Here is a 20,643-nt window from a genome sequence, read left to right as displayed (position 1 = left end):
CTTCAAGTGAACTTCCACAAACTGATGAAAATAAAAAACAATTATTTATGATTTCAGCATCAAAAGTAGCCAAACAAAATTTGATTCCTTTCTTTGAGAAGTGGGGATTACATCCAAATAACGATACTATTCAAAAAGTAGCTGCATTAGGATATCCAATTTTAACAGCAGAGATTTGGAAGGGTACGGATTCTAATCCAATAAAACCAGATATACCGAACTCTTCTAGTATTTTAGAAGGAAAGCAGTTTGCATGGTCACTGAAAGGGATTGGAGATTTTGAATTTGCTAAAGTAAATTTAAATAAATCAACAGAAGAAATGCAAATTGATTTAAAAGCAGGTGTACCACACAACTACTTTGATAGTACATATGCAAGTATTAAAGTACAAAATGCATCAGGGAAAGTAGTATACAATAAAGAGATTTATGGAAACAAACAACAAAATGCTGAATCGCAAAAAGTTTCAGTCAAAGTAGGAGATTATATTGAGTTAACACATCAAGAAGGTGTGCATAGAGCTACTCTCACAAATGTAGATAATAGTAAACAAGAGAGCTTTGGAAAAAAAGCCATATACGAAGTTACAAAAGAAGGTCTGAAGAAAGTAGAAAAAATGCCAGAAGCAACAATTCTAGATGGAAATCAATTTGCTTGGTCGCTAAAAGGAATCTGTGATTTCGAGTTTGCTAAAATCAATTTCAATAAGTCGACAGAAGAAATGCAAGTGGACTTAAAAGCAGGCGTACCGCATAACTACTTTGATAGTACATATGCAAGTATTAAAGTACAAAATGCATCAGGGAAAGTAGTATACAATAAAGAGATTTATGGAAACAAACAACAAAATGCTGAATTACAAAAAGTTTCAGTCAAACTAGGAGATTATATCGAGTTAACACATCAAGAAGGTGTGCATAGAGCTACTCTCACAAATGTAGATAATAGTAAACAAGAGAGTTTTGGAAAAAAAGCCATGTACGAAGTTACAAAAGAAGGCCTAAAGAAAGTAGAGAAAATGCCAGAAACAACAGTTTTAGATGTAAATTAATTTGCCTGGTCTTTAAAGGGATATAATGATCGAGAAATCGCAAAAGTAGAGTATAACAAAGCAACAGAAAAAATACAGATTAAATTAGAAGCGGGTATACCCCATTCCTATTTTACTAGTACGTATGCAAGCATTAAAGTCCAGAACTCATCGGGCAATATTTTGTACAATAAAGAAATTGTAGGAAATAGACAACAAGCTGTTGAAGGCCAAACCGTTCCCGTCAAAGTAGGAGATTATATTGAGTTTACTCATATAGAGGGAGAAGCACAAAAGGAAAAGACACGCGCTACACTTACTAATCTTGATAATAGTAAACAGGAATATATAGGGAAGAAAAGAATATATCAGGTTACCTCTATGGGATTATTAATAAAGTCATAGAGGTAACCTTAAAACTTAAATTGTAAATTTATATATTATATTAAAATCTTAACTATTATATGCATTAAACAATGCTCAAGAGAAAATAGATTGGCGGGTAAAGTATGAACATATTCAAAGGGTTTCTAATTGCTTCAATTGCAATGACAACATTCTTAGGAACAGATCAAATACTACCAGATGATAGTATTCATAATAAAGTTTATGCGGAGTCCTATAATGCTACAAACAAAGAAACTGATTCTAATAAAAGAGATTCACAGGAGGGACAATTAATTGTAAAGTTTAAAAATGAAATGGACTTACCTTATGAAGATGGCATTGAGAAACGAATAAAAAATGGTAATTATGATAATAATTTAAAGAAGTTATTTTCCGAAAATACGGAACTTACTTTGAATCGCCTGTTTTCATCTGTAAATCCGATAGAGATTGAAAAGTTATCATTACATTCTAAATCATTTGCTAATCAATCAGCTGAAAATTTATTAAATTATTATATTGTACAAGCTCCTAATAATATAGAAATAGAATTATTGCTGAAAAAATTTGAAACATCACCTCTTGTAGAGGAGGCCTATATACAAGAAAAACAAATCTTAACACCCCCTGAAGTACAATTACCAGGTTTATCTGTTAATCCATACGATGATCCTAGATTTAAAAATCAAGGATATCTTGAAGCGGCACCAAAGGGAATTAATGCCTCGCATGCTTGGAGCATTAAAGGTGGTGACGGGAAAGGTACAACTTTTGTGGATATGGAATATGGGTGGTTATTGAACCATGAGGATTTAGTCAATCAAAATATAAAGCTTATGTCTGGACAAAATATAAGTCAGCATAGAGCTCACGGTACTTCTGTATTAGGAATTGTTTCATCCGAAGATAATCAAATTGGAAATATTGGAATTGCACCAAAAGCAAATGTAAAAGTGATATCCCAAATTAGGGATAATGGAATTTATAATACAGCGGATGCTATTTTAAGTGCTGTACATAATTTACAAGCGGGAGATATTCTTTTATTAGAGGCACAAGCTTCGTATGATGGGTATGGGGATAAATATTTACCTGTAGAAGTACATCCAGATATTTTTGATGCAATTCGTGTTGGTGCAGATAAAGGGATTATTATTATAGAAGCTGGCGCAAATGGTTCAAACGACTTAGATAATTTTAAAGATCGTAATGGAAAAAAGATCTTAAATCGAAATAGTCCAGACTTCAAGGATTCAGGTGCTATTATGGTTGGGGCGGGATCATCAACTGTTCCACATAAACGTTTATGGTTTTCAAATTATGGAAGTCGATTAGATGTATATGGATGGGGAGAAAATGTTGATACAACATCAGCAAATCCAAGTCAAAATACTACAAATTTATATACATCAACATTTAGTGGAACATCAAGTGCTTCACCAATTATTGCTGGAGCAGCAACTTCGATTCAAGGTATTGCTAAAGAACATCGAGGTTCTCCTTATACACCAGCCGAATTAAGAAATATCCTAAGTAATCCAAATACAGGAACAAAATCTCAAGATCCGTGGAATGATAGAATAGGTGTTTTACCTGATCTAAAATCTATATTAGATAACTTAGGCTTTAATTCAGATATACCGAGCTCTTCTAGTATTTTAGAAGGAAAGCAGTTTGCATGGTCGCTGAAAGGGATTGGAGATTTTGAATTTGCAAAAGTAAATTTAAATAAATCAACAGAAGAAATGCAAATTGATTTAAAAGCAGGTGTACCACATAACTACTTTGATAGTACATATGCAAGTATTAGAGTGCAAAACACATCAGGTAAAGTGGTCTATAACAAAGAGATTTATGGAAACAAACAACAAAATGCTGAATCGCAAAAAGTTTCGGTTAAGGTAGGAGACTATATAGAGTTAACACATCTAGAAGGTGTGCATAGAGCTACTCTCACAAATGTAGATAATAGTAAACAAGAGAGCTTTGGAAAAAAAGCCATATACGAAGTTACAAAAGAAGGCCTGAAGAAAGTAGAAAAAATGCCAGAAGCAACAATTCTAGATGGAAATCAATTTGCTTGGTCGCTAAAAGGAATCAGTGATTTTGAGTTTGCTAAAATCAATTTCAATAAGCCGACAGAAGAAATGCAAGTTGATTTAAAATCAGGCATACCACATCATTATTTTAATGAAACATATGCGAGTATTAAAGTACAAAATGCATCAGGGAAAGTAGTATACAATAAGGATATTTACGGAAACAAACAACAAAATGCTGAATCGCAAAAAGTTTCAGTCAAAGTAGGAGATTATATCGAGTTAACACATCAAGAAGGTGTGCATAGAGCTACTCTCACAAATGTAGATAATAGTAAACAAGAGAGTTTTGGAAAAAAAGCCATGTACGAAGTTACAAAAGAAGGCCTGAAGAAAGTAGAGAAAATGCCAGAAACAACAGTTTTAGATGGAAATCAATTTGCGTGGTCTTTAAAAGGATATAATGATCGAGAAATCGCAAAAGTAGAGTATAACAAAGCAACAGAAAAAATGCAGATTAAATTAGAAGCGGGTATACCCCATTCCTATTTTACTAGTACGTATGCAAGCATTAAAGTTCAAAACTCATCGGGCAATATTTTGTATAATAAAGAAATTGTAGGAAATAGACAACAAGCTGCTGAAAACCAAACCGTTCCCGTCAAAGTAGGAGATTATATTGAGTTTACTCATATAGAGGGAGAAGCACAAAAGGAAAAGACACGTGCCACACTTACAAATCTTGAGAATAGTAAACAGGAATTTGTGGGTAAGAAAAAAACATATCAAGTTACTCCTACGGGATTATTAATAAAATAGATTAAAAGGATGTCTAAAAAAATAGAATTTTTTTGGACATCTTTTTTATTATTAAAAAAGCATTAATTATTGATAGTGATGTATGATGAATTCTATAGGCCCATTAAATATTATATATATCTATACATAATCAAAAAATTAAGTTATAACTAATGTTCCAAGGATCGACACATCTATTTTTGTTTAATCATGTTATACTTTTCACAAGTGAAACGCTACAATATCAAATCCTAGTTTTATGACATCCTTCTGTTGCCACAGTCTATAAAAGGTCAATTCCATTGGGGTTGACTTTTTATAGTTGTAGCAGAAAGCTATAAACGTCCATATTTTTTTATAGGATAAATGTTGTAATTTCACGTACCGTACTTATGAATATATAAATAATTACAACAAACATTAGTCTATATGTAGCTTTTATGGTATATAACTTTTAAATAGATAATATTTGATATTCTCGTGATATTTTAAATTATGGTTAAAAGAAAAGACAGTAAAAGTAGTTTGTTAATACATAAAGTTATTGGTAATATTTAGTGGTTAATCGAAGTGTTGTTAAAAGCATGAATAGAATTAATACACCAAAATTGAAGAACTAAGGCACATCATTGTGAAGATGTTCACAATGATGTGCCTTAGTTCTTCAAAATTATTTCAAAAGGAGGTTATAGGTAATGAAAAGAATTATAACACTGAGCACTTGTAAACTGCAAGATACTATAAAACATGGTGGATGTGGTGCATGTCAGACATCTTGTCAGTCCGCTTGTAAAACCTCATGTGGAGTTGCAAATCAAAAGTGTGAAAATACAATAAATAGATAGGAAACAAGTAGTATTGTACGCAGTTATATTTTATTGGGCGGCAATCTTTATGAAAAAGGAGTTTGATTATCCAGTATGATTCATCAATATAAATTAAATGGATACAATATCGTATTAGATACTTATAGCGGGTCGGTACATGTTGTTGACGATCTTGCTTATGAAATAATTATGCTATATGAGAATACTCCTATGGAAGAAATCCTGTCAACGATACAAGAAAAGTATAAATATGATTTCCACGTTTCCGAGAAGGAAATTCGAGAAACAATTGCGGATATTGAAGAACTAAAAAGAGATGGGAAGCTTTTTACCGATGATGATTATAAGGATCTTTCAATTGATTTGATAAATCGTCCCACTTATGTGAAGGCTCTTTGCCTTAATGTCGCGCATACATGTAATCTGTCGTGTGAATACTGCTTTGCTAGCCAAGGAAAATACAATGGAAATAGGGCCATCATGAGTTATGAAGTTGGAAAAAGAGCCATCGATTTTCTATTAGAAAACTCAGGTAATCATCGAAATCTCGATGTTGATTTTTTTGGTGGGGAGCCACTCATGGCGTGGAAGACTGTCAAACAGATTGTCGTCTATGCAAGAAATAAAGAAAAAGAGTACAAAAAAACTTTTCGTTTTACCTTTACTACAAATGGTATGCTGCTTAATGATGAAATTACTGACTTCTTGAATCAGGAAATGCACAATGTTGTATTAAGCCTTGATGGAAGAAAAAAAGTTCATGATTATCTACGTAAAACTGTCAATGGGAAGGGTAGCTACAATTATATCGTTCCAAAGTTTCAGGAATTTGTTGAAAAGCGTGGAGATAAAGAATACTATGTACGTGGAACCTATACTCATAATAATGTCGATTTTACCAATGATATTTATCACATCGCTGATCTAGGTTTTAATAAGATCTCAATGGAACCAGTTATCTGTAATCCACGAGAACCATACGCGCTCGGTGAAGAAAATCTTTTGGAAATTTACAATCAATATGAAATTCTCTCGAAGGAAATGCTAAACCGTGAGGAAAAAGGCAACGGTTTTACTTTCTATCATTACATGCTTGACCTTTCAGAAGGCCCATGTGTTCAAAAGAGAATTTCTGGTTGCGGTTCTGGAACTGAATACCTTGCTATTACCCCATGGGGGGAGATATTTCCTTGTCATCAGTTTGTTGGGGAAGAAGAATATAGTATGGGGAATATCTGGGATGGCATTACAAAAACAGAGATACAGTCTCAATTTAAGGAGAATAATTGCTATTCAAAACCGGAATGTCAGGAATGTTGGGCACAGCTTTACTGTAGCGGCGGTTGCCCAGCTAATACAATACATGCAACGGGTTCCCTTAAGGGAACACATGAGTTCAGCTGTAAAATCTTCCGCAAGAGGATAGAATGTTCTATGATGGTTAAAGTAGCTCAATCCATTAGAGCTATGAAGAAGGAAGAACAAGCCATAGTTCAGTAAATACAAAAGTGCACAAGCGTTGTTATAGCATAAATTTATAAAGATAGTTACAAACAAAAATTATTTAGTCCAATTTAGAATAAACGAGTTTAAAAGAAGATAGCCATTTGTAATGGCTATCTTCTTTTGTAAAAAATATATAATTTATTCAATTACTTTTTCGATAACAGGCATAACAGCGATTGGTGGAATAGAGTGAGTCCATCCTACGGAAAATATATTTAGTTTTTCACCTACGCTATAGTTATCTTTGCTAGTAATAGGAACACGTAAAATTTTATTCTGAGAAGCTAATTCCCACCAATTATTTTGATAAGAAAGTGCCTCCTCTTTTGTAGTAGTGTCAGCTACAACCAAATAATTATCATCTGCTGAAATAACATATCCAGTGAAAGGTATCTGTATTCTTACTTGTTCTTCCTTAATAGGAGTAGGATTACTTATAGAATCTGCTGAAGTAGGAGTTAATCCGAAAGCTAATCCACATCCTAGCGTCAGAGTGGTAACCACTGTTACTAATTTTTGTTTTTTTGAAAACATAATATAAATCCCCCTTATATTTTATCCGTACACCATCACCTTTCTATTTTTTATATAGAAAGCCTTTTTATATCCCTAAATTTAACAATTATGTCACAGATAATCCATTATTTTTTTAAATGGGTATTATTTAAAGATAACATATGTTATAATTCACCAAATTAAATATTAATTGTACCTGTATCTTCTAGTGAACATATATTTTTGAAAAAAATGATAGCGTTATCTTTTGTAAATGTTCTTATTTGCATGATTACCTAATTTTTATGTACAATAAAGAAAAGAGAGTTTCTTAGACAGGAAGAGGAAGTCATGACCAAGTCATTAGTAAATTTACGAATTGATTTTGCTTTTAAGCAATTATTTGGAACAAGTGGTAGTGAGGATATTCTTATCACATTTTTAAATGCCATGCTAAAGAATTCATTAGAATCACCTATTATGTCACTACAATTAGAGGATCCACATTTACATCGAGAACACGAGGATGATAAATTATCAATTTTAGATGTCTCAGCCACGTTAGACACAGGTACTAAAGTAAACGTAGAAATTCAGCTGAATAATAATCACGACATGATTAAACGAAGTTTATATTACTGGGGTAAATTATATACTTCACAGTTACAAAAAGGGATGCCGTACAGCTCTCTTAGTAAAACAATTACTATTAATTTGTTAAACTTCGTACTTTTTCCCGAATATGAGGAATTTCATACTACGGGAAAGCTATGGAATGTACAACAGCAAAAGCAGTTTAGTGATGATATAGAAATTCATGTTATAGAGCTTCCTAAACTAATGGAACAATGGCGGGAAGAGAAAGTTAATCCGTGGGAAGATTCATTTGTTCGTTGGCTGTTATTACTTCCGGCAAATGAAGATGAACACTTAACTCAAACATTGGAGGACATTGCGATGAATCAAGATCCGATTTTACAAAAAGCAATGAATAAGTGGGAGCGAATGAGTCAAGATTCGACATTCCGACAAGCCTATGAAGCGAGGGAAAAAACCCTAATGGATGAAGCTGCAAAGTTTGCTCACGCAGAGGAGCAAGGAATCAAAAAAGGTATTGAAAAGGGTATTGAAGAAGGCAAAAAAGCCGAACGTATACAATTGGTATGTGGTATGTATAAAAACGGAATGTCTGTAGAGGATATTGCGAAATTTACGAAGTTACCTATAGAAGAAATAAGAGAAATTATCCAATTATAAATTCAAAAGAACACCTACAGCATTTGTAGGTGTTCTTTTTTATGACCAATAATGTCTGGAGTATAATTATTAGTTGATGTATCGTCAGGAAAATAAGAATTTACAACATTAAATATTTTTTAAAGAACTTACATGGATTCTACCTTAAATACATGCTCTATATTCCATCATAATATTATTAATAATTGTTTGGACAGGCAAAATCTCTTTGACTTCATTTACTCGTGCACCTGCGAAAACAAGACCATTTTCACAATCACCATCCATAGAGGTTATCAAAGAATCTAGCGTGCAGAAACGATAAGAACAGTTTTTTAAGCAATTTATACACTTTTTTATTTTTATCTTTTTATTATTATCAGCTATTAATTTAGTAAAGTTATTTTTAACCGCACGACCTTGGAGTCCGACAGTTGTTTTGACTAATATAGTATCTTCTAATCGAGCACTTATATATTTTTCCTTAAAGGATAGTGGTGCGTCACACTCATTACTTGCAACGAATTTTGTACCCATTTGCACACCAGATGCACCCATTTTTAAGGCATGCGCAATATCTTTTCCAGTCATAATTCCTCCAGCAGCAATTACGGGGATTTTGACTGCTGCGACTACTTCCGGTAATATATCGAATAAAGGTCGATCGGTACCCAGATGTCCTCCTGCTTCATGACCCTCTACTACAACAGCGGCCGCACCCAAGCGTTCAGATAATCTAGCGATTTTGGCTGAGGATACTATTGAAATAACTGGTATGTCGGCATTTTTTCCCCAAGTATACATATCTCGTGAAATGCCAGCACCAGATATGATGAAATCAACTTTTTCCTCAATAGCTGCTTTCATTTTTTCAGCAAAATCATTCATTGCAAAAAGGACATTTACTCCAATATAACCAGTATTCCGGATCTTTTCTTTCGCCTTCCTAATATGCATTCTCATTTCATCTATGGAAATACCAGTTCCTGATATAATCCCAATTCCTCCAGCATTTGCAACTGCAGATGCAAGTTTACTTAATGAAATGCCTACGCCCATTCCTCCCTGCATAATTGGGACCTTTGGCATCATATGACCGATTTTTAATTGTGGAAAGTTCAAGTAAATACCCCATTTCATTAATGTTATTAGAGTAGATCTGTTAAACCCTCTCAGTTTAACACAGTGCTTGGAACAAACACTAGTAAATTAATACCTACTACTAGTAGTTTGTAATGTTTTTTGCTGATTTTCACAAAATGTTCGAATAGTGCGCTATAAACTTTAGAATAATATCAAATGTATATTTAGGCTTCTGGATAAAAAAACAATGAAATTTACATTTTCTAATAAAAAGTGTCTTTAAAGAATTGATTTGTCAAAAATGAAGTGGGATGTAATCATTAATTATTTTGAGTGGGGATATGAACAGAGCTAAATAGAAATTTATATCCTTTTTAATAAAAGGAATTTTTGTATTATAAGTGTTAAATAATCATTAGTTATAAAGAGAAAAATCTATATTTTTAGTAATCTACACAATTGGATTAGAGACAATTAGATGTGCAGTCCATTTTAGAGGTATTAAATATCAATATTCCAAAAATCTTGATAATCAATATGCTTATCAAATTTTTTTAGTATTCTAATGATTTTAGTTGCAGATGTTAAAGTGGGAATACGATCCTTTTTATTTGCTAAATCACTTATCAGAGATTTACTTAATCCAGTTCTTTGTACAAGCCATTGTTGTTTGATTCCTCTGTGATCTAAATACTCCCCAAATGGAGTTCTTTTTTTTCCTAGACCAAACATAAAGAATCCCTCCTAATTAAAAATAGCGTATAAATAGCTTGTACAAAATTCCATAAATTTAAACTTTTGTCCATAAATATGGAATTATAATTTAGAACAAAGCATAGAATAATATAAATAAAATGAAAAAATATGGAATAATTTTGAGGAATCTAGCATTCATAGTAATAGCTACAAGTTGCTGATACACTATCCTAATGGCAACTTGTTGCAAAGGGTATTACTAAAATAAAAAAATCTGAAACTCCTTACGTCCGAAGGATCTTCAGATTTTTTCTTTTTTAGATTTTTAATTTATAGATACGTATTTTATAGATTATTATGCATAATATGGCGAATGAGTATAATGGATCATCTGCTTATATAGTTTGATTGACCGTGTCACTAAGCATATAAATCTGTTTTAGACATGATGAAAGGAAATACTAACAAAAAATGTGAAATCCGAAATCAGTCATATCTGGTCCAGTATACTCATCACTTTCTACCCAGCTGTTAAGTTATCAGTTTGTAGTGAAAAAAGTACAGTCGGCCAGTTTGTGTAACAAAAAATATTTCTATCCCGTCTACAAATTTAGTTACTTTTTCACTGATATGACTAGGCTTGTAGGACTCATATTATTTTTTAATGTAATTTAAACAACTTTAATATCTCTGTACCCCATATTATGTTTGGGTTGCCATACCCAACATAATATGAAAAATCTCAATCTCATTTTTATAGGATGAAATGAGATTGAGACTCTTTTGTTGTTTATTTGCTGGATAATGGAATGGTAACTAAAAATTCTACGCCTTGTTTGGTATTATTTATAGAATACGTGATAAAAAGGGATTCAAAAATTTGTTTTACAATATATAACCCTAAGCCACTCCCTCCCGTATTTCGATTTCTTGATTTTTCGATTCGATAAAATGGTTTGAAAATATGTTGTATATCTTCTTCTTTTATTTTGACACCTGTATTGATAACTCGCATTTGGATGTTGTTTTGTTTAGAATCCTTTGTTAACTTTATATAGACTTTTTCGTTATACGGTGAATACATAATCGCATTATGAATGATGTTTTTACAAGCTTTTTCTAAAAGAACATAATCCGTATAAACAAAAATGTCAGAATTGACTTCTTTTATTATTTGAATGCCTTTTTGAGAAGCAAAAAATTCGAGGCTTTTTGTGATTACATCTATTGATTTCGAAAGATTTACTTCTTCCACTTGAAGTTTAAAGGTATGTTGTTCTAATTTTGACATGCTTAAAATTTCGCGAACCAGTTGTTCCAGACTTTCAATTATTTGATAATTTTTCTTTAAATACTGGTCACGATTTTGATAAGGGCCGATATTATATATCATCCCTTCTATGTATCCTTTCATAACAGTAAGAGGGGTTTTTAATTCATGTGCTACAATAGCAAAGAATTCCCTTCGCTTTGTTTCTAATTCTCTTTCCTTTTCAATATCACTTTTTAATTGCTGATTCGCTTTTTGTAAATCAAAAATTGCCTGTTGTAAATTTATGGACATATCATTCAAGCTATTGGATAATTCCCCTAATTCATCCATAGAACGAACCTCAATTTTTTCGGAGAAATCCAAGTTTGCCATCTTTTGTGCACCTTTATTAATATAAATAAGTGGTTTAGTAATAAACCTTGAATAGAGATAAGCACTTCCTAAACCAATAACCAGTACAATGATACTAATATAGGGTAGAAAACGTACTAAGACCTGTGAAGCTTCATCGATTGGTTGAAATGTTGCGAACACCACAAGCGTTAAGTTAACATCTTGGAATTGTATTGGCTTGGTAGCCTCATATGAATTACGAGATTGAGCTAAACCCTTTATTGGTACTGTTGTAACAAAACCTTTTGCTGGAGTCCCCCCCCGAACAGTACCCTCTTGAATAGTACTCCTTTGAATAGTACTTTGAAGAAAAGGATAATAAATAAGCCTTCCCTCATTATCTTGAAGATATATCACTGCATTATTTTTTTGTGCGTATTCATCAACAAGTGGTGTTGCATTTTGAAGCGTAAGATCTTTAGATTTATCAATTAATTCTTCGATTCCCGTTTGAAGCTGATCTGTTTTGTATTTCTCATAAAATTTAGGGAGAAAGAAGTATAAAGTTACATAAATTAAGGTTGCAAAGGCTAACAAAATGAGGGATGTAGTCATAAAGAGTTTATAGGTAATTCTCTTCATCTTCATGATTTTTACAATCTTATTCATCGATTTTATAACCAATGCCCTTTACTGTTTTAATATATGGTATATCTAATTTTTTTCGTATGTTTTTCATATGCGTATCAATCATTCGTGTGTCTCCGGCATACTCATATCCCCAAATTTTTTCTACGATAGTTTCTCTTGTGAGTACCTTTTTTTCATTTTGAAGTAGCAGTTGCAAAATTTCAAATTCTTTTGTCGTTAGGGGAACTTCAACTTTATTTACATATACTTTATATGCATCGCCATCGACATGTAGTTCTCTAAATAAAAAATGATTATCCGTACTTTGATTATTACTTCTTCTCAGTACTGCTTCGACGCGTCTTATCAAAACATGAAAAGAAAAGGGTTTCGTAATATAATCATCGATTCCAAGATCAAATCCTTTCATTTGATCTTGTTCTTCTTCTAGCGCAGTTAGCATAATAATTGGTATATTTGATTGACTTCGAATCATTTTGCCAACTTCAAATCCATTCAGGTTTGGCATCATCACATCTAGAAGAATTAAATCGAAGGACTGCTTATTAAATTGTTTCATGCCCTCTAATCCATCTGATGCAACTATAACTTTATACTGTTGTGTCATTAAAAATTGTTTGATTAATTCTTGTATTTCTTGATCATCTTCTACCACCAGAATGTGATAGTTCTTCATAATATCACCTCTTGTAGTCATTATAACCTTCCAAACTGGAGTTGATGTGGAGACGTATTAGAAACACTATAAAAACTTCATAAGAAAACTACATGTATTTCAAATTAGCTCCAGATGCATGAGATAGTTTATATACATAACAAGACAGAGGGAGGTAATTAAGATGTCACTAGAAGCAAACATCATTCTTTCTTTATTAGATGTACAACTGTGGATGGCCCCTCATTCGAATAATAGACGCATAAAAGAGAAAAAACAAAAATTGAAACCAGCACCAGGCTTAAACAAATATACAAGTGTAAATAAAAGAAAGCTATATAAGTCTAGTGAACAAAATAGGGAGGATTAAATTGATTCTCTCTATTTTTGTATTCCATAATTAGGTACTGAAAATCTTTACTATAACTCTAGATTAGCTCCATATAGAATACAGATTAAGTTTGTATGATACATGTACCAAATAGAAAGGAATGATACATGATGTTAACGACTTACACAATCTATCAAATTTTATCCCTTCCTTCTTATTTACACACAAACCTATTACCATCCATTCTCACGAGAATGTTAGAATCTAAGTTTATAACAAAAGAATAAATAGGCTAATGGATGTTTATTGTCCCTTGTTTCCACTTTTTGCAAAACACCTGTATAAACACGTATCCTACTTTGTACATTGAATACTCTATTTGTTGAGAGCCGAATAGGCTCTTTTTTTAGAGACAAGCTTGAAGTGGGTTTGGATATAGTCATACATATATTCATAGGAAATTTCAAATATAATGTTACCCTTACGAAAAAATAGTTGATTTATGTTTAAACCATGCCTAAAGGTAAAATTTTTTTATGAAATGGTGATTCTTAAATATTACATTCATACATCGTATTTTAAATATGAAGATAAAAACATTCAATTATAAATTAAAGGAGAAAGGGATGTTCACAATGGGACACTATGATACAAATCAAACAGAAAGCAATAGGAATAAAGTCTATAAAAAAACAGGGTATTTTTTCACAGGAATAATTGGTGCAGTGATTGGTGCAATTACCATTGGATTGACTACTCCTTATATAAATGAAATCAAAGGAAGTGCAGGTCAATCTCCTAAGCATAACGAAGTAAATCAGGCTACGCCGATCTCTTACAAACCAGAAGATGTGAGCAATCCTCAAAATATGATTGAATCTGCAAAAGAAGTTGTCGTAGGTGTCATTAACTATAAAAAAAATGCAGATTCATTTAATACGCAAGATCAATCAGAAGAAGCTGGTTCGGGATCAGGGGTTATATATAAAAAAAACGGCAATAAAGCTTTCATTGTTACAAATAATCATGTGATAGACGGTGCGAATAAAGTAGAAGTGAAATTGAATAATGGTAAAAAGGTTCCCGCTAAAGTAGTAGGGACAGATCCATTATTAGATTTAGCGGTATTAGAAATTGACGGAGCAGATGTAAAAAGAGTCGCAACACTTGGAGACTCAGAAAAAATTCGTACAGGGGAAACGGTAATAGCCATTGGGAATCCATTGGGGCTAGAAGGTAGTGTAACAAAGGGGATTATTAGTAGCAAGGAACGAGAAATACCTGTTAGTACACTTGGAAATCAACAAGTGGATTGGCAAGCACAGGTCATTCAAACTGATGCAGCTATTAATCCTGGTAATAGTGGAGGAGCTTTGTTTAATGAACAGGGTGAAGTCATTGGAATTAATTCGAGTAAAATTGCACAACAAGCTGTTGAAGGAATTGGATTTGCAATTCCGATTCATATAGCCAAAACGATCCTAGAGTCTCTTGAGAAAGATGGAACAGTTAAACGTCCGATGATGGGTGTACAGTTATTAGATGTGGAGAAAATGACAGATTCTGCACGCAATCAGTTAAAATTACCAAAAGAGATATCAAATGGTGCAGTATTGAGGAATATCTCAAACCAATCACCAGCAGAAAAAGGTGGATTACAACAGTATGATGTTGTGATTGCATTGGATGAACAAAAAATAGAAAATGTCGTTCAATTCCGAAAATATTTATATAAAAAGAAAAAATTGGGGGATACAATTAAAGTAACAGTTTATCGAAATGGTGAAAAACTAATAAAAAACGTGAAATTAGCGGATTAAACAAGTGCCGCTTAAAAATATAGCCACCTTTCGGTGGTTTTTTTATATGTGCTTTTTGTGTGGGTACTAGATATATCAGAGGTGGTAAAGGTCATGAAGCAAAAAGAATGCCCACATTATTATTCCATTTGTCCTCATTCTACATTAAATGGACTGACTCTTTACCAATGTTCAAAATCGATTACATATTTTAATTCGTGTTCCAGCCTTTCTTGACTATATTAACGAATCACTACATATGTACTCCAGATAAGCCCTAATGTCTTTAGATAATCTACTGAATATCTTCATATAAACTCCAGATAGCGTATTTAGAATAACAACTATCAAGGAGGTTAGGAAAAATGAATTTTATAAAACGCGCAATTCTCAGTATGAAAAAAAGGATAGGAACATCATTAATTTTGATGGCGGTCTTTCTGATTGTTACAAACTTAGTGCTGGCAGGATTTACAATCCAAAATGCATCAAAAAAAGCTGCGGATGCAGCAAGAAAAAAACTGGGTGCTGATGTTACTTTAGGTCTTGATTTTGATAAATTAGGAAAACAAGCAAGGGAAACTGGAGAGATGCCTAAACCACCAAAGCTCAACACAAAAGAAACAGATCAAATAGCGAAGTCCAAGCATGTAAAAGACTATAATTATATAACCCATAATTTCGGAATTGCGGATGGGTTTAAATTAGTAGGAGCTTCAGAAGGAGAAGAAGAAGGAAAAGGAAAAGGTAGCGTTGCAATAGCGGGAGGATCAGGATCAGGTTCAGAAATAGATATGAATTCTTCTCTTATGATAGAAGGAGTTCGCAAGACTTTATTACACGAAAGTTTTAAAAATGGAAAAAGTAAAATCATTGATGGGAAACCAATTACAGAACAGATGCAAGATCAGAATGTAGCTTTAATGGAAAAACGATTAGCGGAACAAAACAATTTGAAAGTAGGAGATAAAGTTAAAATTCAATCAGGGGATAAGAAGGAAACTCTTGAAATTGAAATTATCGGTATTTATGAAACGAATGAACAACCAATGGGTCAAAATGCCCCTCCTATGATGAATCCAGCTAATAAACTATATATGCCTTACTCTACTTTGAAAAAATTAGAAACAGATGAAGGTATGAGTAGTAGTATTCAAGTTGTGTACTTATTGAACGATCCACAATACATTGATGCATTTAAAAAAGAAGCAAAAAAATCTGATATTGATTTTAATTATTTTAAGTTAGATGCACATGATTCATTGTACAAACAAATGATTGGTCCTATCGAAAATATTGCTTCTACTTCTCAAATGATTATCTATATGGTATCTATTGCAGGTGCAATTATCTTAGGATTAATCATTATGTTATCGATTAAAGCACGTCGTAAGGAAATGGGAATTTTATTGTCCATTGGAGAGAAAAAATGGAAACTGATGGCGCAGTTCGTAGTAGAAGTAGTATGTATTGCTATTTTAGCATTTGGATTATCCATAACAACAGGAGCTAAAGTATCTCAATTCGTAGGGGATAACTTACTTTCGAGTGAAATTGCTACAGCAAGCGAAGAAACAGACACCCCACAAAATGGTACTGTAATGATGTCGGGGCCTGGTGGTACGCTGCAAGACCAAAAAGAAGAGCCAATTGATAAAATTGATGTAAGTGTAACAGGAGAAGATGTAGGGAAAATGGGGGGAATTGGACTAGCTATTGCTATATTAGCAACGCTTCTTCCGGCATTATCTATTCTACGCTTAAATCCAAAACAAATTCTTTTAAAAGATGAATAAGGAGGCTCGATATGGAGACAATTTTACAATTTAAAAACTTAGATTATTATTATGAAAGTAACGGAAAAAAAGTAACGATACTAGATAATGTTAATTTTTCTTTTCAAAAAGGGCATTTCTACACGATTTTAGGGCCATCTGGATCTGGTAAAACTACAACTCTTAGCTTAGGTTGTGGGTTGGATATACCTAAAAATGGTTATGTACTGTATAATGGCAAGGATATTCGAAAAATTGGCTTGGATCGATACCGTAATCAAAATGTATCTGTAATTTTCCAATCTTATAATTTGATTACCTATATGACTGCTCTTCAGAATGTATTAACGGCAATGGAAATTACAGGTGTGAAGGTAAAAAATAAAAAAGCAAGGGCATTAGAATTATTAGAGAAGGTAGGACTCACAGAAGTAGAAGCGAAACGAAATGTCTTGCAACTAAGCGGCGGACAACAACAACGTGTAGCAATTGCTCGAGCACTATCTTGTAATGTTGATTTACTAATTGCGGATGAGCCGACAGGAAACCTTGATGAAGAAACAGCAAATGACATTATTGATTTGTTCCAGGAGCTCGCTCATCAAGAAAATAAATGTGTAATTGTTGTGACACATTCACAAGAAGTTGCAAAAAAATCGGATCGAGCTGTTTATTTAAGTAAGAAAAAATTAGCAGTAAAAGATGCATCTAGCATCTAAAAAACAAATTCTATGATTAGAAGAGTTTGCAGGGTATGGAAATCGTGAAAATGATAAAAAATTAGTTAATTATTTTCCGAAAAAATATATGATTAATCTAAAAAGGAATGGAGATAAAAATCTCCATTCTTTTTTAGATAGATAATTTAATCCTTATTTAACAGCCTCTTTTAAAGCTTTCCCAGCTTTAAATGCAGGTACTTTTCCTCCTGGGATATGCATTTCTTCGCCCGTTTGGGGATTGCGCCCAGTACGTGCAGAACGCTCACGTACTTCAAATGTACCAAATCCAATTAACTGTACGGATTCCTCTTTTTGAAGAGATTGTGTAATTTGATCTAGGATAGCTTGTACAGATGCGGTAGCATCTTTTTTAGTAAGTGATGTTTTCTCGGATACTTGGTTAATTAGTTCTGTTTTATTCATTATGAACCTCCATTAAATAATTTTTGTTAATTTAATTTTATAGTATAGTATGTTTTCAAGAAAGGGTAAATTTTATATAAATATAATATTAAAAGGTTGAAGATACTCTTACAGTTTTGTATAGGGGGATTAGGTATGTTTACTTTTAAATCTATACTATATAAATAGTTAAATAAGGGGAATTGTATTGTAGAGAAGATACAGGCTACCCATTTGCATAATTTTAAACTAGAAATAAAAATTAATTAATTGAAGTAGTATCACTTAACTATAGATTTAAGAGCAAATAGACCCAAACAAAAAAAATCACACCTTTTAATTAAAAGTGTGTGAATTTCTTGTTTTGGGTGCTTAAAATTTTTAAGTCAATGATTAAACGTCGGAAATTAAGTTATATATTAGACTTCTCAGCAATATTAAACATATATGGCGTAAAGATTAAAAAGAAACCCAATATCACCATCAAAGAATTTAATGAAAATAAAGAAGAGTTGTTAATGAAAGATGATCCAAAAATAATTACAAAAGTCATACCAGTTCCACGCAAAATAGATTTAAAAGAAACAGAATTTGTCATCATTTCAAATGATTTCAATTGCAAATTTTGAATTGATTTAGATACTTTAGTTTTCATGTTCAATCCTTCTTTCTAAAAAATAAGGTATATACTATATTCATTGTATTCCTGGGTGTTTTGAAATTCAAATTTTTATGGAATTCAATTTTGTGTAACAAATCAGTAGGTATTAGGAAGCAGGGTGAATTACTTTATATGTAGGAGGGAACCGAAAGATATCTATATCTTCTTTAACGAATTTTCCGAAAGAATTCTCCTTCCTCAAGCGTGTGAAGGGCGTAGCCCAACGGTAGGTGGGAGATGAATTTCGGTTTGGCGTAGCCAAAAGGTTTTCCTTTTTATTTTGCCTCTGGTATAATCAGTCTTATAAATTATAAGGTTTGGTATATAAATGAAATTAGATAGTAATAACCATTCAGTATTCTTGTTATATTATCACCTTGTGTTGGTCGTGAAATACAGAAGAAATGTGTTTGATGATGATATGTCAGACTATGCAAAAGATATGTTTGTTCGACTATCTGAAAACTATAACATCACATTAGTTGAATGGAATCATGATGTAGACCATGTTCATATTTTGTTCAAGGCACACCCTAATACAGAAATGACAAAATTCATCAATGCTTATAAAAGTGCAAGTTCTCGACTTATTAAAAGAGACTTTCCACAAGTGAAAAAGAATCTTTGGAAAGAGATGTTTTGGTCAAGAAGTTTTTGCTTGCTAACTACTGGTGGTTCGCCAATAGACGTAGTAAAAGCATATATTGAAAATCAAAGTGAAAAGTGAGGTGAAATGATATGACAAAGCTGAATAAAGCATATAAATTCCGTTTGTATCCAACAGAAGATCGAGCACATCTTATACGTAAAACCTTCGGTTGTGTACGTTTCGTGTATAACAGAATGTTAGCTGAACGGAAAGAAGCGTATGAAAAACATAAAAATGATAAGGATCAACTAAAGAAACAAAAGCTTCCCACTCCTGCAAAATACAAAGCAGAATTTGAGTGGTTAAAAGAAGTTGATTCATTAGCTTTGGCAAATGCTCAACTAAACTTGCAAACTGCCTATAAAAATTTCTTTCGTGGTCAAAATGACTTCCCAACATTCAAAAGCAAAAAAGACAGAAAGTCTTATACAACGAATGTAGTGAACGGAAATATTATGTTGCTTAACGGTCATATCAAATTGCCAAAGCTGAAAATGGTACGTATCAAACAGCATAGAGAAATACCACAAGACCATATAATCAAGTCATGTACGATTTCTATGACACCTACTGGTAAATACTATGTGTCCATTTTGACTGAATACGAAAAAGAGATCGTACAAAAAGAAGTAGAAACAGTTGTTGGATTAGACTTTGCGATGGATCAATTATACGTCAGTTCTGAGGATGAGAGAGCCAATTATCCTAAGTTCTATCGTGAAATGTTAGACCGATTAGCAAAGGCTCAACGAGTATTATCAAGACGTACAAAAGGTTCAGGGCGTTGGAATAAACAACGTATCCGTGTAGCTAAGCTGCATGAAAAAGTAGTAAACCAACGTAAGAACTTCCTTCATCATAGGTCTAAAGAGTTAGCTACTCATTTTGATGTTGTAGCTATTGAAGATCTTAATATGAAGGGAATATCGCAAGCACTTCATTTTGGAAAAAGCGTCGCTGATAATGCTTGGGGGATGTTCACTTCTTTCTTAGCTTATAAACTAAATGAACAAGGCAAACAGCTTGTGAAAATAGACAAATGGTTTCCTTCGACAAAAACATGTAGCAGTTGTGGAAATGTGAAAAATATGTCATTGTCTGAGCGAGTCTATTCTTGTATATGCGGTGTAAATCTCGATAGAGATTATAACGCAGCTATCAATATCAAAAATGAAGCAATACGCCTATTAGCGTTAGCATAGATAGCAATAAAATAACCCTTGGAACAAGGGAGTTAGCTCGGCTGTCTTAGGACGAATTCGTTAGCTACCAAAAGTAACGACTAACCGAGAAG

Annotated in this window: 17 protein-coding genes and 1 pseudogene; 11 read left to right on the top strand and 7 right to left on the bottom strand. The window is 32.7% G+C overall.

The features are described from left to right. From ACUN13_RS30305 to scfB, 4 genes and pseudogenes are all read left to right on the top strand, one after another. Positions 1-1,436, top strand: a pseudogene (locus tag ACUN13_RS30305) (putative mucin/carbohydrate-binding domain-containing protein); the annotation flags it as partial. A 104-nt stretch (positions 1,437-1,540) separates the two neighbouring features. Then, positions 1,541-4,276, top strand: a complete 2,736-nt coding sequence (locus ACUN13_RS30300) for a putative mucin/carbohydrate-binding domain-containing protein (protein WP_445424164.1) — start codon at positions 1,541-1,543, stop codon at positions 4,274-4,276. Positions 4,277-4,950: 674 nt separating this feature from the next. Next, positions 4,951-5,100, top strand: coding sequence for a six-cysteine ranthipeptide SCIFF (scfA, locus tag ACUN13_RS30295; RefSeq protein WP_000821352.1), 150 nt, complete (start codon positions 4,951-4,953; stop codon positions 5,098-5,100). A gap of 75 nt (positions 5,101-5,175) precedes the next feature. After that, a complete protein-coding gene (gene scfB, locus ACUN13_RS30290; RefSeq protein ID WP_088346686.1) occupies positions 5,176-6,582 on the top strand; it encodes a thioether cross-link-forming SCIFF peptide maturase in 1,407 nt (468 codons plus the stop codon). A gap of 144 nt (positions 6,583-6,726) precedes the next feature. Here scfB and ACUN13_RS30285 read toward each other — a convergent pair whose 3' ends face one another. Then, positions 6,727-7,122, bottom strand: coding sequence for a DUF3221 domain-containing protein (locus ACUN13_RS30285; RefSeq protein WP_088346688.1), 396 nt, complete (start codon positions 7,120-7,122; stop codon positions 6,727-6,729). Positions 7,123-7,434: 312 nt separating this feature from the next. On the opposite strand from ACUN13_RS30285, the gene ACUN13_RS30280 reads away from it, so the two are divergent. Beyond that, the gene (locus ACUN13_RS30280; RefSeq protein WP_000167466.1) at positions 7,435-8,340 is read left to right on the top strand and encodes an Rpn family recombination-promoting nuclease/putative transposase; all 906 of its coding nucleotides are present in this window, start codon (positions 7,435-7,437) and stop codon (positions 8,338-8,340) included. 144 nt (positions 8,341-8,484) lie between these two features. Here the strand turns inward: ACUN13_RS30280 and ACUN13_RS30275 are convergent, their stop codons facing one another. From ACUN13_RS30275 to ACUN13_RS30260, 4 genes are all read right to left on the bottom strand, one after another. Beyond that, on the bottom strand, positions 8,485-9,459 hold the full coding sequence (locus tag ACUN13_RS30275) for an NAD(P)H-dependent flavin oxidoreductase (protein ID WP_445424163.1): 975 nt from the start codon (positions 9,457-9,459) through the stop codon (positions 8,485-8,487). Positions 9,460-9,903: 444 nt separating this feature from the next. Next, entirely contained in the window at positions 9,904-10,134 is a 231-nt protein-coding gene (locus ACUN13_RS30270; RefSeq protein WP_000467334.1) for a helix-turn-helix domain-containing protein, read from the bottom strand. A 754-nt stretch (positions 10,135-10,888) separates the two neighbouring features. Continuing rightward, positions 10,889-12,352, bottom strand: a complete 1,464-nt coding sequence (locus ACUN13_RS30265; protein WP_341723414.1) for a sensor histidine kinase — start codon at positions 12,350-12,352, stop codon at positions 10,889-10,891. A 13-nt stretch (positions 12,353-12,365) separates the two neighbouring features. Further along, positions 12,366-13,031 carry a response regulator transcription factor gene (locus ACUN13_RS30260; protein ID WP_088346692.1) on the bottom strand — a complete coding sequence of 222 codons (666 nt, stop codon included), beginning with the start codon at positions 13,029-13,031 and terminating at the stop codon, positions 12,366-12,368. Positions 13,032-13,194: 163 nt separating this feature from the next. On the opposite strand from ACUN13_RS30260, the gene ACUN13_RS30255 reads away from it, so the two are divergent. The 4 genes from ACUN13_RS30255 (at position 13,195) to ACUN13_RS30240 (ending at position 17,634) form a co-directional block, all read left to right on the top strand. Next, positions 13,195-13,380 carry a hypothetical protein gene (locus tag ACUN13_RS30255; RefSeq protein ID WP_088346694.1) on the top strand — a complete coding sequence of 62 codons (186 nt, stop codon included), beginning with the start codon at positions 13,195-13,197 and terminating at the stop codon, positions 13,378-13,380. A 587-nt stretch (positions 13,381-13,967) separates the two neighbouring features. Beyond that, entirely contained in the window at positions 13,968-15,161 is a 1,194-nt protein-coding gene (locus ACUN13_RS30250; protein ID WP_088346696.1) for a S1C family serine protease, read from the top strand. Between the two features lie 344 nt (positions 15,162-15,505). Then, positions 15,506-16,936 carry an ABC transporter permease gene (locus ACUN13_RS30245; RefSeq protein ID WP_409532589.1) on the top strand — a complete coding sequence of 477 codons (1,431 nt, stop codon included), beginning with the start codon at positions 15,506-15,508 and terminating at the stop codon, positions 16,934-16,936. A gap of 11 nt (positions 16,937-16,947) precedes the next feature. Continuing rightward, entirely contained in the window at positions 16,948-17,634 is a 687-nt protein-coding gene (locus tag ACUN13_RS30240) for an ABC transporter ATP-binding protein (RefSeq protein ID WP_086422647.1), read from the top strand. Positions 17,635-17,787: 153 nt separating this feature from the next. Here the strand turns inward: ACUN13_RS30240 and ACUN13_RS30235 are convergent, their stop codons facing one another. Beyond that, on the bottom strand, positions 17,788-18,060 hold the full coding sequence (locus ACUN13_RS30235; protein WP_016083288.1) for an HU family DNA-binding protein: 273 nt from the start codon (positions 18,058-18,060) through the stop codon (positions 17,788-17,790). Between the two features lie 391 nt (positions 18,061-18,451). Further along, positions 18,452-18,694 (bottom strand): hypothetical protein, encoded by a 243-nt coding sequence (locus ACUN13_RS30230; RefSeq protein WP_087965247.1) that lies wholly within the window; start codon positions 18,692-18,694, stop codon positions 18,452-18,454. A 334-nt stretch (positions 18,695-19,028) separates the two neighbouring features. Here ACUN13_RS30230 and tnpA point away from each other — a divergent pair, with 334 nt between their 5' ends. Then, positions 19,029-19,427 carry an IS200/IS605 family transposase gene (tnpA, locus tag ACUN13_RS30225; RefSeq protein ID WP_284559599.1) on the top strand — a complete coding sequence of 133 codons (399 nt, stop codon included), beginning with the start codon at positions 19,029-19,031 and terminating at the stop codon, positions 19,425-19,427. Between the two features lie 11 nt (positions 19,428-19,438). Continuing rightward, entirely contained in the window at positions 19,439-20,551 is a 1,113-nt protein-coding gene (locus tag ACUN13_RS30220) for an RNA-guided endonuclease TnpB family protein (RefSeq protein WP_445424162.1), read from the top strand. The last annotated feature ends 92 nt before the right edge of the window (positions 20,552-20,643 follow it).

The organism is Bacillus cereus group sp. Bce041, assembly GCF_052646455.1.
The sequence above is the reverse complement of the archived record's forward strand: the minus strand, read 5'-3'. Positions and strand labels throughout refer to the sequence as shown.